This is a genomic window from Pseudobdellovibrionaceae bacterium (assembly GCA_019637875.1).
GTDB lineage: Bacteria > Bdellovibrionota > Bdellovibrionia > Bdellovibrionales > Bdellovibrionaceae > JAHBUW01.
The window spans coordinates 139,011-154,781 of record JAHBUW010000005.1 but is presented as its reverse complement, the minus strand read 5'-3'; the positions used below and the strand labels follow the sequence as shown (position 1 = coordinate 154,781).

Sequence of the window (15,771 nt, the reverse complement as noted above, 5' to 3'; positions counted from 1 at the left end):
CTACTCCGTCCCTGGTTTGGGGTCCCCCAAACCGGGGTCCCAATGTCTTTGACCTTTACTAATTCGGTTGGTTTAACAGGAACTTGAGTTTAATCAGGACTCTTGACCGGGTGGTAACCACAATGGGACGGCTCTCTCTCATTCCGAGACAAACCAAAATTTTCCAACCCGGGGACTCGGTGGCGGCGTTCATTATCGACGCGTTGGCGGCGGAACCCCCGCGGGACGGGCAAATCCTGGCGGTCACGACCAAGATCGTGAGTCTGGGCGAAAACCGTCTGGTCGCGCGCGACTCCATCGAGAAAAAGGCGCTCATCGAACGCGAGGCCGATCGGATTCTGGCCGAGCTCGCGCACAACTGCACGCTCACGTTGAAGCACGGACTCATGATGATCTCGGCGGGCATCGATGAATCCAACAGCCCGACGGGCGACTACATTTTGTATCCCGAAGATCCGTGGGCGAGCGCGCGACGTTTGCGCGCGGAACTCTGCACGCACTACGGACTGAAGAACTTCGGCATTCTGCTGACCGATTCGCATACGATCCCGCTTCGTCGCGGCGTCGTGGGGATCTCGCTCGCGCACGCGGGTTTCCGTGGGACACGCGACTGCATCGGTGAAAAGGACGTCTTCGGCCGCGAACTGAAGTTCACCCACCAAGATATCGCGGACGCGCTGGCCGCGGCGGCGGTTTTGGTCATGGGCGAAGGCGGCGAGCGGCGACCGCTCGTCACCATCGAAGGCGTGGACGCGGAGTTTATCGACGGCGAGGACGACTCGCCCTTGCGCATGAGTCCCGAAGAGGATTTGTATTTTCCGTTTTTCGCGAAGACCTAGGGCGGCGGGACGTGTTCAGTGCCGGTGCGCCATTTGATGGTGAGCCGAGCACAGCAGGCCCAGATTTTCCGGGTTGTCGGTTCCTCCGTTCTGGAGGGGCGTACGGTGATGAATTTCCAGATTTTTCGTATGGGCGCAGCGAAGGCCGGGCCGGATCTCATACGTGCAGCGGTTTTGGTCCCGCTGGATCACGAAGTGTTTGATCTGGGCTGGAAGGGGTCGGCGCGTGACGGACCGTACGACCTGAGTTTTCGTGATGGTGCCGGATGCGGGAGGTTTCGCCGTTGGCAAAATATTTCCGTCTTTCGACTGAGTTTTCCGCACTGGATATCCAGTGTCTTTCCGTTTTTGACGGCGCTTCGCTTTCTCGAGCGGGTCGTGTCTGTCGATGTATTCATCCAGAACCAACGCGAGGGTTTGTTCAAGCGTGAGACTCTGTTTGGTGAGCGTGGGCGCTTTCTTGAGTTTCGCCATCGTGGCCGAATCGAGCTTCAAGTTGTGGACAGTTTCGATCCCCTTCTTCTCCCGAAGCCACTTCTCGGTCTCGGCGGTCGAGTGTTGGGACGCGAACTCGATGACGTCATTGGTTTCTTCGACGTGCTGGATATCCAGTGCCGAGGTGATCTTCGCCGCTTTCGAGACGGTGAGGGCTTGGGTTTCCAACGCCTCCATCAGAGGGGGAATCACCGCCGCTTTTCGAGAGACCGTGATGAACGCCGAAGTCACCGCTTCAGAGAGTTTGAGCTCATGAACGCAGTACTGAAAGAGACTCGATTTTTCGGTCAAATTATTTCTTCTGTGATTCTGCGATCCGGCGTGAGGGGTTCGATTGACGGCGTATGACGGTGGTCATCTTGGGTCTCTTAAAGGGATGGGTGAGGATCTCCGCGAATTAAGCGGAGATTTCGGCTTCGCCTCTTCTTCGGACGTCATATACATACACCGGTCGTGAGTGGGATGAGGAGTGGGCTTTATTGCTAACGTGCGAACCCGGGGCTTGGCTGGTTCTTGCAGCAGGATCCGCATCCGGGACGATTCCTGAGAGCGGCCCGCGCGATCTCTTCCGGCGGGATCATCAACATCCCGAAATAGACTCCAATAGTTTTCGAAATCGAAACATCCATTTCGAAATTGTTTCTTTTCTAAAACCACGTCGCCCTTTAGACCCATGGTCAGGAAAAGGACGTCGTGATGACTCAGCCCCGGCTACGGCCCCTGCATTTTAGAAACGGAAAGACTGCGCGGAATCGGATCGTGATTCCGCCCATGGCCTCGCAAACCGCGGACGCGGACGGCTTCGCGACTCCCGAAACCTGGGCGCACTACGCGCGACTAGGGGAGGCGGGAGCGGGGCTGATCTTTGTGGAGTACAGCTACGTGCACCCCACGGGAAAGGGCGAACCGCGGCAGCTGGGTGCGCATTCTTCCGCGCAGGTGCCGGGCCTCACGCGGATCGCCGAGAGTCTGCACGCGGCGGGCGCGCTCGCGGGTTTGCAGCTCGTGCATGTGGGCGGCAAGACGACCTCCGCTTTGACGGGACATCCTTTGATGGGACCGAGCGCGATTCCGGTGCCCGTGAAAGGGCGCGAACTTGAGACGCCGACGCCGATGAACGCGCAAGACATCCAAAACTGGTCGGATTGGTTTCTCGAGGCCGCACGTCGGGCCGAAGCCGCGGGCTTCGATATCGTCGAGCTGCACGCGGCCCACGGTTACGGTCTGAATCAATGGCTCTCGCCGCTCACCAATCGGCGTGACGATGCCTACGGCGGCGGCATCGAGGGACGAAACCGACTCCTTCTGGATCTTGTCGCTCGTCTGAAGCGTGAAGTGCCCGGTCTTTTGCTCGCTGTGCGGTTGCCCGCGCAGGATCATCTTCCGGGAGGCCTCGAACCCGTCGAGATGGCGTGGGTCGCGCGGCAGCTCGAGGTTTTGGGCATCGATCTACTCGATGTCTCGTCGGGACTGGGGGGATGGAGACGTCCCGCACACCGTGAGGCCGAAGGTTACCTCGTGGATGATGCGGCTTTTTTGAAAGCGCACGTCTCGATTCCCGTGATCGGTGTTGGCGGCATCGAAAGCGCCGACTACGTCGACCACATCTTGAATGAAAAATACGTCAACCTCGCGGCCGTCGGGCGGGCGATCCTTCGCGATCCCGCGGCGTGGGGACGGCAAAATCTCAATGGAGTTCTCTCATGCACGGTTTAAAAAAGGTCCTTTTCGTTTTTCTCTTTGCCCTGACCACGCCCAGCTTCGCGGCGGACTCGCCTTTCTTCGCCAACGAGTCCGTCCAGCGTCGTCACCCGGAGGCCTTCGTCCTTCAGCCCGAAGCGCAGTCCTTCGTGCGCAACCTTGAGGACGAGACCCGGCTTCTGCGCGACGCGCTCGTTGCGGCCATCGCGGGCGATCCGACGCTCCGGGAGGCTCTGAAGACCTGGGAAACGCTGAGCTTCGACGAGCAGCTCCCGCATCTGCGTCGGATCTTCGATTTGGAGGTCCGCCTGATGGGGATCACCGCCCCCGAGTTGATCTTCGACGCCCAGAGAATTCCGGGCCGCGCGGCCTACTTTGATTTCGATTTGAAAAGTCCCGGGGCGGGCAAGGTCATCCTGAATCCCGATGTGCTGGCGAAGATGGAAAAGTCCGCCGCGCTCGCGCTGTTGATTCACGAAACCCGGCATTCGGCGCAGCTGCAGCTCGCGTTCTCGCCCGCGTGGGCCTCATCGCCGGCGGCGCGCTCCTACCGGGCGGCGTTTACGGCGCAAACGACGGACATCCGTTCGTTTTGCGACTTTCTGACGCTGGCGAATGAGTTCGAGGCCTTCCAGTTCGGAAATTACGTTCTGGGGCGGCTGAGCGACTGGATTCTCGACCTGACGGATATGGGGACCTTCGCCAGTCAGTACGATGCGACGGGAAAACTCAAATTGGATCTGAATCAACTGCGTGACAACGGCGATCCCCGCTCTTTACTCGAGAAGTTCAACGAGGCCGAGACTGAGCAGTGCCAGCTTCTGGGCTACTGCCGTTAAGTGGTGGAGCGAGTCCGCCCGCGTGCGCGTCGGAAGGCGCGCACGATCTCTTCCGGCGGGATCATCAACATCCCGAAGTAGGCGCCGTCCTCTTTGCCGTGTTTCGCGTGATGCTTTTTGTGGGCCGCGACCAGCGCGTTCATGTAGAAGCCGCGCGAGCGGAACCAGGTGAGGCGACGGTGGATGATGACCTCGTGAACCGTGAAGTAGGCCGCGCCATAGGCCATGATGCCGAAGCCGAAAGCCGAAAGATCCGGATTCAGATAGATCGCGCCGAACAAGATCGACAGAAAGCTCGGGGCGAAAAAGAAAAACGCGAAGGCGTCGTTCTTCTGAAAGGTCGCCGTGTGCGCGGGATCGTGGTGGTCGCGATGCAGCCACCACAGAAAGCCGTGCATGACGTATTTGTGCAGGCCCCAGGCGACGAACTCCATGACGACGAAGGTCGCGACGAAAATCATCCACGAGCTGAGCGTCCATCCGTACATCATGTTTGCCCCCAAACCCGGTCGATACGCGCCGGTCGCCAGGGGCGCCAGAGCCGCGTGAACAGTCGCCGTCCCACATCTGCGGTCGCGATCAGCGCGGTCGCGAGTTTTTCGGGAAGGCGAGTGTAGGTCCGATTTTCCCATGCGTGCGCGCCGCGCGCACGGACTTTCACGCCGATACGGCGGTAAACGCGACCCGCGATGGCGACGGCGAGCGCCGCGCGGAAGGACAGATAGCGAAGCCCGGCGACGCCGTGGCGGTAACGCTCGTCGGCTGCGTCCAAAAGCCGCGCCGTCAAAGCCGGCCAGCGCGCGCGGCCCAGGGGAGTGGCGAAATTCGCGCGGGTCAGTCCCACTTCCAGCAGAAAGTTGGTGGGGATATAGATGCGGCCGAGCGCCAGGTCGTCCTCGACGTCGCGGCAGATGTTCGTGAGCTGCATCGCCGAACCCATGGCGACCGCGTTCGAAAGGGCGCGGCTATCGCTCAGGCCCATCACGTGGCACATCATCAAGCCGACGACGCCCGCCACGCAGTAGCAGTACTCTTCAAGCTCTTCGAGCGTTTGGTACTCACGTCCTTCGACGTCCATACGCATGCCGCGCAGAAGATCGAGAGGGTATTTTTCGGGAATCTGGAATTCGCGAAGGACCACGGCCAGTCCCTGAAAAACGGGATCGGTCAAAGTCTGGTCGCCGCGCGCCGCCCGACGGGTGTCGCGCTCGAGATCCGCCAGCGCTTGCAGTTGCGCTTCCGCCGAGGGGGCTTGATCGATGCGGTCATCGCAGGCCCGGCACCACGAATACAAAAGCCAGGCGCCCTCGCGCTCGGTCTTCGAGAAAAAGAACGAGGCGAAAGAAAAGCTCTTCGAGCCCTTCTGAATCTGATCACGACTGAAACCGACCAGGTCGGTGGACGTCGCAAGGACGGGAGTCCGATCCTCGCGCGCAGAGACCTCCATCAAGCCAAGTCCTCAATCACGAGACCCGCGGTCGCCTTGCCGCTGTTCACGACGCCGGGAACGCCCGCGCCGGGGTGGGTGCCCGCGCCCGCGAAGTACAGGCCTTTGATCTTCTCGTCGCGGTTGTGCAGACGGAAGAAAGCGCTTTGGGTCAGGCGGGGCTCCAGCGAGAAGGCCGCGCCCACGTGCGAATTCAGCTCGGAACGGAACTCGAGTGGCGTGAAGTAACGTTTCGTCACGATCGACTCTTTGAGCCCCGGCATGTATTTGTCTTCGAGGTAGGTCAGGATCTTGTCCGCGTAAGCGTCGGCGCCGTTTTTCCAGTCGTAATCCAGTTTCCCCAAATGGGAAACGGGCGCGAGCACGTAGAAGGTCTCGCAGCCCTCGGGCGCGAGGGACGGATCGGTCTGCGTGGGATTGTGCACGTACAAAGAGAAGTCTTCCGGCAGCTCGCCCTTTTTGAAGATATCGTCGAGCAGCTCGCGGTAGCGCGGGCCGAACATGACGTTGTGGTGTTTGAGTTTCGGGAATTTCTTGTTGGTGCCGAAGTAGATCAGGAACAGGCTCATCGAGAAGGCCTTCTTATCCAGACTACGGGCCTTCGCCTGCGCGCGGGTGTTGTCCTTCAAAAGATCCTTGTAGGTGTGGTAGATGTCGCCGTTGGAAACCACGACGTCGCAGTCGTAGACTTCGCCCGTCACCGCGCGCACGCCGACGACTTTGTTGTCGCGGGTCAGGATCTCGTCCACCGCCGATTGGTAGACGATGGTGCCACCCAGCTCTTCGAAGTACTTCACGAGTGCCTGCACGAGCGCGCCGGTGCCGCCCTTGGGGAAAAAGACGCCCCAGTTTTTTTCCAGAAAATGGATCAACGTATAGATCGAAGAGGTTTGAAAGGGATTTCCGCCCACGAGCAGCGAGTGGAAGCTGAAGGCCTGGCGCAGATGCTCGTCTTTGATGAAGCGCGAGACGGTCGAATAGACGCTTTTGTGCGCGCCGAGCTTCACGAGCTGGGGCGCGACCTTCACCATGTCCCACAACGAGAGGAAGGGGACGGCGGCGAGCTTCGTATAGCCCTCGTTGAAGACCTCTTTGGAATACTCGAGGAAGCGGCGGTAACCGGCTTCGTCGGCTTTGTTCTTTTTTGCGATTTGGCCGAAAAGCTCTTGGTCGTCGTTCGAGTAATCGAAGACGTAACCGTCGTCGAAGAGCAAACGGTAAAAGGGCATGACGGGTTTCAGATCCACATAGTCCTTGATGTCGCGACCCGTGAGCGTGAAGAGCTCTTCCAGGCACTCGGGTGCGGTGATGACCGTGGGGCCGGCGTCGAAGGTGAAGCCCTTGTCGTGAAAGACGTAGGCGCGGCCTCCGGGAAGATCACGTTTTTCGAAGATGCGGGTTTGGATGCCGGCGGCTTGCAGGCGGATCGCGGTGGCCAGGCCCCCGAATCCGCTCCCGATGACGGCGGCTTTACGTGCGGTTGTAGGCATGGGTGACCCTTTCGGCGACGGCTTTCAGTTCTCGGAAAGCCTCGGCTTGAGGTTGAAGTTCGTTTTCAAAGTTCAAAAGCGCGCGCGTCTGGAAATCCTGCGCGCGCTGAAATCCGGTTTGCAGAAGCGCCGTGCGATCGAAGAAGTCGGCCAGACGCTTCGTGCAGGGGAGCGCACCCACCGCTTCGTTGAAGGCGGGCAGTTCGTCACTGATCTCTTCCGAGCAGTGCCACCACAAAAACGAGGGGCGGCGCAGGCGTAGATCTTCAAGGTGTTTCGGCGTCGGCTGATCCACGCGGGCATTTCCCAGATCGTCGAACATCTGCAGCGAAACCCCGAAGTCGAGTCCGCGCGCGACGATGCGTTTGAGTTTGTCCTCGTTCACACCCGCGATGATGGCGCCCAGGCCCAGGGCGAGCGCCATGAGCGCGCCGCTTTTGAGTTCGAGGCTCGCGCGGCTGATCTCGATGCAGTCGCGGGGGGACAGCTCGGCCATATCCGTGCCGACATCGATGGCCTGTCCGCAGTGGGCCTCGCGCAGGATGTTTTCGGTCAGGTCATACAGCAGAAGTTTCCGCGCGGTCGCGTCCGCGCCCGTGAACATGATGGACTTCAGTTTCTGGAAGGCGTGAAAGTAAAGCCAGTTCCCCGCGTTCAGCGCGGTGGGCATGCCGTAGCGCAAATGCAAAGTCGGCGCGCCCCGACGCCATTCGCTTTGGTCTTCGATGTCGTCGACGATGAGCGAGCCCGTATGGAGCGCCTCGATCGCTTCGGCAGCGAGATCCAACGCCGCAGCGATGTCTTCTCGGGCTTCGCCTTCGATGGCGGCGTCCGCGAACAAGCGAAAGCCGATGCGCACGAGCTGCGCGCGGAACTCCTTGCGCGGGCGGTTGTAGAAATCCTGAAGGGGGACGGCGAGCGACTTCTGAAGCGCGGCTTCGACCGTGGCGGCGGCATCGCCCTCACGTCGGCTCAGGCACAAAAAAGATCGCAGTCCGTTCTCGCGAAACGAAATCAAAAACCCCTCCAGTTTCCCGACAGTTGCTACCATGCAGGCGGGGGGCTTGAAAGCGGCGATCGCTCTTGCGCGGCGGATTAAAAGTTGCGGATTTCGCGGGCCCAGAACAGCAGCGCGCACTCCATGAAGTACTGCTTGCGTCGCTCACTGAGCGCAGCGGCTTTCTGCGGAGCCGTGACATGTGAGGATTTCGTGAGTCCCTGCCAATTCACATGAATTTCGGCTTGAAGTCCATCGGTGGAGACGACCTCCAGCTCCAGATCGCCTTCGCGCTGCGCGATTTTCGAGCTGAGAAGATTCATACGGTCGCCGAGGCCTGAGGTTTTGAGCGCCGTCGCGATTCTCCCCATGAAGTGACCCTCGGTCGCGCGGTCCACAAGCAGCAGACGTTGGGGCGCGAGCTTCGCGATGGCGGCGAACAGATTTTCGGCGGCGTCTTCGCCCCCGCGAAGCGCGACCCATTCTCCGAGGGCCACGTCGACCTTCGCGCACCAGGGCTCGGCCTCACGGCGTTTGGAAAACGGATACAGCAGTTTGAACTCCACGTAGGGGAGATGCACGCGGTAGGCCTTCTCGAACGGGCAGCCGACAAGGGCTTTTTCCGCTCGGTCCGCGACGTCGGATTCACCGACGCCGAGGCATTCCCAGATGCGGAGTTCGAGAGGATCGAGCGTGGCTTTCAAAGGCTCAAGCAGCGGACGCACGCCATTCGTGAACGCGCTTTCGACTTCCGCGGGCGGCCCGGGCAGCACGATGACGTGACGGAGGGGGCCGTTGTGCGCGGGCGTCTCCAGACGAAATCCGTGGGCGGTGCCGCGGTCGTTGTGCAAAAGGCGGTAGCCTTTCGGGAAGTAGCACTGCTGACGTTGAAAATCGCGGACGGCGACGCCGCGTTCTTGGAGCCGCTCTTGAATCCACGTCCATGCGCCCTCGTCCCACTCGAGCGGCAGTCCCAGAAACTCGGCGATGGCGTCGCGCGTGAAATCATCCGTCGTGGGGCCTAAGCCGCCGGTCACGACGAGCACTTCGACTTTGCCCGCGAGGTCGCGCATCTCGGCGACCATCATCGCCCGGTCATCGGGCACCACGCGGTGGTAGGGCGTGAAGAGGCCCAGCTCATGTAAGCGGGCGGCGAGCCAGCTCGCATTGCGATTGACGATTTGTCCGAGGGAAAGCTCCGTGCCGATGGCGAGGATGGCGGCATTCATGGCGCCATCTTGAAGGGATTCGCGCTCGCGGTCCACCCTCATGCGGCGTGTTAGCGATGCTTGATCGGACTCTCGAGCCGGTGCAGATTGCCGACTCATAATATCAATGCGTCGGCGGGAGGCCGCGACGTAGTTAGGGGTAGCCGATGAGCCAAAACGTGGAGCTGAAAACCTTCGATCTGTTCAATCCGACCTCGGAGCACGCGATGATCCGCGAAACGCTCCAGAGCTTCACCTCTTCGGAAGTCGAGCCCCAGGCGCACGAGTATGACCGCACCGAGCGTTTCAATCTGCCGCTGTTCCGCAAGCTCGGCGAGTTGGGACTTTTGGGCATCACCGTTCCCGAAGAGTACGGCGGCGCCGGTCAGGACGCGCTCGCGGCGGCGATCGTTCACGAAGAGCTTTCGTATTCGGATCCCGGTTTCTGTCTCGCGTACCTCGCGCACTCGATGCTGATGGTGAACAACCTGGCCGTGAACGGCAGCGAAGAGCAGAAGAAAAAGTATCTGCCGAAAGTCTGCTCGGGCGAGTGGGTCGGTGCCATGGCGATGTCCGAGCCCAACATCGGCACCGACGTCATGGGCATGGAGACGACCGCGAAAAAAGACGGCGACTCGTGGGTCATCAACGGCCGCAAGATGTGGATCACGAACGGAACGCTCGACGAAGAGGGAACTGCGGCAGATTTGGTTTTGGTTTACGCGAAAACCGGCGAGAAAAATGGCCGCGCACAGATCTCGACCTTCCTGGTCGAAAAATTCCATCCCGGCTACCAAGTGGGACAAAAGATTCGCGACAAGCTGGGGATGCGCGCCTCGAACACGGCCGAGCTCGTCTTCGACAACTGCCGCGTGCCCGCGTCGGCCTTGATCGGCCACGAAGGCGACTCCATGCTGCACATGATGCGTAACCTCGAGATCGAGCGTTTGACCCTGGCCGCGATGGCGATCGGGATCGCGCGCCGCTCGATCGACATCATGACCCGTTACGCGAACGAGCGCGCCGCTTTCGGTAAGCCGCTTGCGAGCTTCGGTCAGATTCAGCGCTACATCGCCGACTCCTACGCCGAGTACCGCGCGGCGAAGACCTACGTTTACGAGACCGCGCGCAAGATGGATTTGAACCGCGAAGGCAATCGCATGGACTCCGACGGCGTGAAGCTCGTCGCGACAACCATGGCGAAGAATGTCGCCGACCGCGGCATCCAGGTGCTGGGTGGTTACGGTTACGTCGGCGAGTACGTCGTCGAGCGCCTGTGGCGGGACGCGAAACTTCTGGAAATCGGCGGCGGGACTCTCGAGGCTCACCAGAAAAACATCACGCGCGATCTGTGCAAGAATCCGTCGCTCCTCACATGAGTTCGGGCTCCGCGCACTTTCCGTTTTCCGATGCGGTCCACGTCACGGGCGACTTTCACGTCGACCACCGTGACGTGCTCACGCACATCTTCCCGCTGCTGACGCCCGAGCGTCAGGGGCGGATGTTCGATGTCGTCAAGGGTCGGACGGGGACGGTGATTCCGGTTCTCGAAAATCTTTACGACCGGGGCAACATCAGCGCGGTTCTGCGCTCGGCCGAAGCCTTCGGCCTGTACCAGGTCCACATGATCGAGCTTGGCGAAAAGTTCAAAGAGAGCCAGCGCACGACCGCCGGCGCCGACAAATGGGTCGAGACCCGCAAATGGAAATCGACGCGTTCCTGCGTCGAGCATCTGCGCGGCCAGGGCTACCGGATCGTGGCGACGCATTTGTCGGCGGATGCGAAACCCATTGAGGCCATCGACTTCACTCAGCCCACGGCTTTGGTTCTCGGAAACGAAAAAGAGGGGATCACGTCTGAGATGGCGGAGCTCGCCGACGACCGCGTGATTCTGCCGATGTTCGGCTTCGTCCAGAGTTTCAATATCTCGGTGGCGGGGGCTTTGGCGTTTTACCAGGTCGTTCAAGACCGCGTGAAACGCCGAGGCGGGCAGGGCGACCTCTCCCCCGAGCAGCAGGACATCCTGCGCGCCGTGTACTCCTTACGGACGCTCGACTCGGCGGCTGACATTTTGTTCCGCCTGCGCGATGAGGGAAAGCTGCGGGCGTAAGCTCGCAGCCTGGAAGCAGCGGCACGCGCAAGCGCGGGGCCCGGAAACTGTGGCGCGCGTAAGCGCGCGAAGGACTTGGACATGGCGAAAAACGCTCCGAAAAACACTCCGAAAAAGAAATCCGTCAGCCGCTCGACCGAGCTGAAAAATTTCAAACTCGGCGAGTCCGAGACGAACTACCCCGTGACCTACGATCCGGGCTTACTTGAGGCCTTCCAGAACAAAAATCCCGGCGCACGCGCATGGACGACGCTGGTCTGCACCGAGTTCACCTCGCTCTGTCCGAAGACGGGCCAACCCGACTTCGCGCGCCTCTTCATCAACTACGTCGCGGCCGACAAAATGGTCGAATCGAAGAGCCTGAAACTCTACCTCTTCAGTTTCCGCAATCACGGCGACTTCCACGAGGACTGCGTACAAACCATCTGCGACGACCTCTTCGCGCTGATGAAGCCCCACTACCTCGAAGTCATCGGCGAGTTCACCCCTCGCGGCGGCATCGCCATCTACCCCTACGCCGCCAAAGCCGGCCCGGGCCCCGAAAACAAACGCCTTCAAGAAGAACGCTTCGCCCGCTATTCCCCGGGCACCTACACCATGCCCCTCTCCCGGGTGTACTAGGGGTACCACGTACCGCACGCGGTACCATGTACCGCGTGCGGTACGTGGTACCTTCTGTACCTTTCTGAGACGGCGGGTGCGGAGCGCGCCTTCAATTGAGAAAAAGCCGCGAAATACCTGAATTCTTTCCGGAAGATGCCGAAAAGTCTCTTATGCCGGGAATGACGCGGGCACTGCGCCTGATGGGCCTGATTTCACTGCTTCTGTTCAGCGCCGCCGCGACCGCCGCGGTCGGACCGCGTTCGCTCATTCCGCGACTTAGTGTCATCGAAGAGACCGAGATCACGGTCTTCAAAGATCACCGTTCGAAAATCAAAGTGAAAGGCGCGCAGAAGATCCAGACCGAGGACGGCCAGGTGCCGAAAGTGCGGCTGATCTCGTTCGACAAAAACGAAATGCGCCTGAACAGCTTCAAGGCCTGGACCGTGAACGGCGACGAGGAAAGCGAAGTCCCGTCGAACATGGTGCAGACGACGCCCGTGTCGGAAGAAGCGGGCTTTTCGTCTTACGTCACGATCGAGGTCGCCTTCCCGAAGATGAACGTCGGCTCCAACATCCGCTGGGAGTACGAGATCGAAGAGACCGTCGCGCCCGTGCTGGGATTTTTCTCGTACCTTTACCGCTTGGATTCGGAGTACCACACGGCGGAGGGCTTCCGCTTTAAGGTGAACAGCGAACTCCCGATCTCTTTCTGGGAGAACGACCCCAACGGCGTGCTCGAGATCACCCGCAAGGGGAACGGTATGGAAGCGCGCCTGAAAAAATCCATCAGCCACTACATCGTGAACGAAACCTACGGCGTTTTGAGCCAGACCCGTTTCCCAACGCTCTTCGTTTCAACGGCGGCGAAGTGGGCGGACATCGGCGCGGGGCTCAAGCAAAAATACGAAGACCGTCTGAACGAACCTTTGAGCCCGCTCCTGAACGGCATCCTGCTGAAGGTGAAACGTCAGCGCGGCTTCCACAATCAGGCGCGCGAGCTGAACCGCCTGCTTGGCAATGAGATCCGTTACATGGGCGACTGGCGTGGCCGTCACTCGGGGCAGGTTCCGCGCTCGATCGCTTCCATTTCCGAAAGTCAGTTCGGCGACTGCAAGGACTTCGCGCTGATGGCGACGAAGATCCTGCGCACCATCGGTTACAAAGCGAACTTCGCGTCGGTGTTCTCGGACCGCATCCCGGTGCCTGACTTCTACTACACGCATCCGAACAACTACTTCAATCACCAGATCGTGCACGTGCAGATCGGCAAGCAGGAGTATTGGCTGGACCCCACGTCGCAAGACGAGGTCGCGCTGGCCGACGATACGCTCGCGAACCGCAAGGCCCTCGTGTGGGGCGACACTCCCGAAATGCGCCGGATCCCCGCGTACAAAGAAACCGACAACGGTTTCCGCTACAAACTCGTCATGACGCCGACGAACAATCAGCGTTTCCTCGGCGACTTGGAGATCGAATCCTGGGGCCTCGAAAGCAAATTCGCCCGCGATGAGAACAACGTCGAAAATCCCATGATCCGCTGGATGATGACCTTCTTCCCCGACATCAAGGCGACATCCCAAGAGTTCCATACGCACTCGCCACGCATCTCGCGTCCGTGGGCACATCGCGCGCGGGGGCTGGGGACGTTCGAGGACGTCTTCGACCGCACGCCCATGGGCGACGGTCTTCGTCTGGGCTATTCGGGATTTCTGCGCGCGCTTCTCGACGTGAACGACACGTGGATTTCGGATTTCGATTTCGGTTTCCCGTCCGATCGTCGTTACGAGGTGGAGTTCAAGAACCGTCAGTTCGTGATGTCGGGCGAAGAGTCGTGCAAGATCCAATCGCCGTGGCTGAACATCGAGGTCTCGGTGAAAAACCGTGCGGGCTCGGGCTATCTGACCTACACCGAAATGTTCAAGATGCCCGAGATTCCGAACGCGAAACTCAAATCCAAAGAGTTCCGTTCGCTGCAAGGGCAGATCAAAGGCTGCCTCGCGAGCCGTATCCTGATCCTGAAAAGCCCCCAGGAGCTGCGTCAAGGCGGCGTCCAGCGGGGACTCGCGAGCGACGGTCCCTCAATTCAGCTGAAACGGGTCGGTCCCGCGACGGGTATGACGAAGTACTATCCGAAAAAACTCACGCCCATGAAGTCGCCCATGCCGCCCAAGCGGGTGGTGGCTACGCCACAGCATCAGGTGGCGACGCCCCAGGCGCACAGCGCGCCCGCACCGGCGGCCAAACCCGTGCCGGCGAAGCCGACACCCGCGAAGCAGACTCAGGCCAAGCCTGCGCCCGCGAAAAAAACCGCGGCGAAACAAGCCGTGCCCCCGCGCAAGCCCAGCGGCAAGGCCTCAAAACCTCAGAAAAAATGATTTGAGCGTGCAGGGAGGCTGGGGCACGTCGCGCTCCAGCTGTCCGCGTTCGATTTTCACCGACGGAAAGTTCTTCCGCAGGATCTTTTCGATATCGACGTAGTCCCAGCCTTCGAAGTGAGTCGAAAAAAAGAGCGTCCCGTTTTTCGCGAGCACACTTCGGCAGAGCTTCACGAGCAGCGGCAGGTCCTTCTCTAAACGGAAGACGCGTTCCCCGCGCGAGAAGATCGGCGGATCGCATACGATCAAATCCCAGCGGCGGTCACGTTTCGCCGCGCGCTCCAGGAAGAAGAAGCAGTCCGCGGCGAAGAACTCTTGGTTGTCTCCGGCGCCGGCTTCGGGGTTCAGCGCGAAGTTGCGTTTACTCCACTCGATGGCGGCTTTGCTGAGGTCGACGGTCGTGACCGACGTCGCGCCCCCCAAAGCGGCGGCGATGCCGAAGCCGCCCGTATACGCGAAGAGATTCAAAACGCTTTTCCCCTCGGAGATTTCGCGCACGCGCGTGCGGTTCGCGCGTTGATCCAGGAACAAGCCGTGGGATTCGCCCGAGTCCGTGCGGAACTCATAGGTCACGCCGTTCTCGCGCGCGGTCCAAACGTCGCGGTAGTTCTCGTCGCGCCACTTCGGCGCGGGACCGGACTTTTCGCCGCGGTTCCAGCGCTTCTGGATCAAAAGCGGACGACCTAAGATGCGCGAGACGAGCGCCCAGCGTTCCAGTTCGCGCGGGGTCGGATCGGCCTCGCGGAACCATTGCAGCCAGGCTTGGGAACCCAAAAGGTCCATCTGTAAACCCGGCGCTTCGAACTCCATCAGCCGCAGACACATTTCGGGATCGCGCAGAAAATCGAACTGACGGTAGCGCCGGTCGATCGCGCACAGTGCGGTGACGATCTCGTTCGCCTTCAGAACGCCGAGGCGTTCGAACAAACGCGGGGCCGGGCAGGTCCAAACGGGCGCGCCCGGAACGCGCAGCTCGACCGCGTGGAGACACAGACGCGCGAAGCTGGAACCGCCGTAAAGGCCGTCGCCCAGAATCGGCAGCCCCAAATCCCGTGCGTGCAAACGGATCTGGTGGGGTTTTCCGGATTCGGGGTAGGCGGCCCACAGTTCAAAAAAGGGCGAGCGCTTGATGCGCGCGAAGCGGGTTTTTGAATTGGGTGACGAAGAGGAGGGATCACTCACAAAAGCGGAGCCCTCCTTGCGGATCTCGCTTTCCATCAGGAGTTCTTCTTGGTCGGAGCGACGATCGGTCAAAAACCAGTAGGTTTTCCCGACACGACGATTTTCGAAATCCAGGCGCAAACGGTTCGCGGCCTCTTTGGTTTTCGCGAAGACCATGGCGCCCGAGGTGGTTTTGTCCAAGCGGTGGCAAACCCAAAGGCCGGGCTCCGGTCGGTCGCTCAGGCGGCCTTCGGACTCTGGTCGGCCGCTCAGGCGGCCTTCGTGTCGAAGTTGCTCCTGCCAGGTTTCGATATAACCCTCGAGCCCGGGATGGGGCGCGTGCGTGGCGATGCCGTCGGGTTTATCGACGAAGAGCAGGTCTTCGGTTTCAAAATGTCGCCACTGGATTTTTTCCATGAATGCGCTTCAAACTACTCCGGGTTGCGCCAAGAGTCATGGGCAAAAAGATTGAGTTTCCGCGCGCAAATCCCATAATGCGCACGGGA

At 60.5% G+C, this 15,771-nt stretch carries 14 protein-coding genes; 7 read left to right on the top strand and 7 right to left on the bottom strand.

Going from position 1 to position 15,771, the window contains the following annotated elements; translation table 11 throughout:
• Positions 1–122 precede the first annotated feature (122 nt).
• Positions 123–839: a coenzyme F420-0:L-glutamate ligase gene (locus KF767_08375; protein MBX3017890.1), complete on the top strand. Its 717-nt coding sequence runs from the start codon at positions 123–125 to the stop codon at positions 837–839.
• A 15-nt stretch (positions 840–854) separates the two neighbouring features.
• Here the strand turns inward: KF767_08375 and KF767_08370 are convergent, their stop codons facing one another.
• Entirely contained in the window at positions 855–1,625 is a 771-nt protein-coding gene (locus KF767_08370; GenBank protein MBX3017889.1) for an HNH endonuclease, read from the bottom strand.
• A 405-nt stretch (positions 1,626–2,030) separates the two neighbouring features.
• On the opposite strand from KF767_08370, the gene KF767_08365 reads away from it, so the two are divergent.
• Both KF767_08365 and KF767_08360 read left to right on the top strand, forming a co-directional pair.
• Positions 2,031–3,050, top strand: coding sequence for an NADH:flavin oxidoreductase (locus tag KF767_08365; GenBank protein ID MBX3017888.1), 1,020 nt, complete (start codon positions 2,031–2,033; stop codon positions 3,048–3,050).
• A complete protein-coding gene (locus tag KF767_08360) occupies positions 3,038–3,874 on the top strand; it encodes a hypothetical protein (protein MBX3017887.1) in 837 nt (278 codons plus the stop codon). Before KF767_08365 ends, KF767_08360 begins: the two co-directional genes overlap by 13 nt.
• On the opposite strand, the gene KF767_08355 is transcribed toward KF767_08360, so the two are convergent.
• The 5 genes from KF767_08355 to KF767_08335 form a co-directional block, all read right to left on the bottom strand.
• Positions 3,871–4,365, bottom strand: coding sequence for a hypothetical protein (locus tag KF767_08355; protein MBX3017886.1), 495 nt, complete (start codon positions 4,363–4,365; stop codon positions 3,871–3,873). The two genes, KF767_08360 and KF767_08355, sit on opposite strands and share 4 nt — an antisense overlap.
• Positions 4,362–5,321 carry a phytoene/squalene synthase family protein gene (locus KF767_08350; protein MBX3017885.1) on the bottom strand — a complete coding sequence of 320 codons (960 nt, stop codon included), beginning with the start codon at positions 5,319–5,321 and terminating at the stop codon, positions 4,362–4,364. The genes KF767_08355 and KF767_08350 overlap by 4 nt, the downstream gene beginning before the upstream one ends.
• Positions 5,321–6,811, bottom strand: coding sequence for a phytoene desaturase (locus KF767_08345; protein MBX3017884.1), 1,491 nt, complete (start codon positions 6,809–6,811; stop codon positions 5,321–5,323). The genes KF767_08350 and KF767_08345 overlap by 1 nt, the downstream gene beginning before the upstream one ends.
• The gene (locus tag KF767_08340; GenBank protein ID MBX3017883.1) at positions 6,792–7,829 is read right to left on the bottom strand and encodes a polyprenyl synthetase family protein; all 1,038 of its coding nucleotides are present in this window, start codon (positions 7,827–7,829) and stop codon (positions 6,792–6,794) included. The genes KF767_08345 and KF767_08340 overlap by 20 nt, the downstream gene beginning before the upstream one ends.
• 77 nt (positions 7,830–7,906) lie before the next feature.
• The gene (locus KF767_08335) at positions 7,907–9,037 is read right to left on the bottom strand and encodes a hypothetical protein (GenBank protein ID MBX3017882.1); all 1,131 of its coding nucleotides are present in this window, start codon (positions 9,035–9,037) and stop codon (positions 7,907–7,909) included.
• Positions 9,038–9,183: 146 nt separating this feature from the next.
• Between KF767_08335 and KF767_08330 the strand changes: the two genes are divergently transcribed.
• From KF767_08330 to KF767_08315, 4 genes are all read left to right on the top strand, one after another.
• Positions 9,184–10,395 (top strand): acyl-CoA dehydrogenase family protein, encoded by a 1,212-nt coding sequence (locus KF767_08330; protein ID MBX3017881.1) that lies wholly within the window; start codon positions 9,184–9,186, stop codon positions 10,393–10,395.
• Positions 10,392–11,126: an RNA methyltransferase gene (locus KF767_08325; protein ID MBX3017880.1), complete on the top strand. Its 735-nt coding sequence runs from the start codon at positions 10,392–10,394 to the stop codon at positions 11,124–11,126. Before KF767_08330 ends, KF767_08325 begins: the two co-directional genes overlap by 4 nt.
• Before the next feature lie 81 nt (positions 11,127–11,207).
• The gene (queF, locus tag KF767_08320; GenBank protein ID MBX3017879.1) at positions 11,208–11,747 is read left to right on the top strand and encodes a preQ(1) synthase; all 540 of its coding nucleotides are present in this window, start codon (positions 11,208–11,210) and stop codon (positions 11,745–11,747) included.
• Between the two features lie 152 nt (positions 11,748–11,899).
• A complete protein-coding gene (locus tag KF767_08315) occupies positions 11,900–14,104 on the top strand; it encodes a DUF3857 domain-containing protein (protein MBX3017878.1) in 2,205 nt (734 codons plus the stop codon).
• Here KF767_08315 and KF767_08310 read toward each other — a convergent pair.
• Positions 14,084–15,682 carry a class I SAM-dependent methyltransferase gene (locus tag KF767_08310; protein MBX3017877.1) on the bottom strand — a complete coding sequence of 533 codons (1,599 nt, stop codon included), beginning with the start codon at positions 15,680–15,682 and terminating at the stop codon, positions 14,084–14,086. The two genes, KF767_08315 and KF767_08310, sit on opposite strands and share 21 nt — an antisense overlap.
• Between the last annotated feature and the right edge of the window lie 89 nt (positions 15,683–15,771).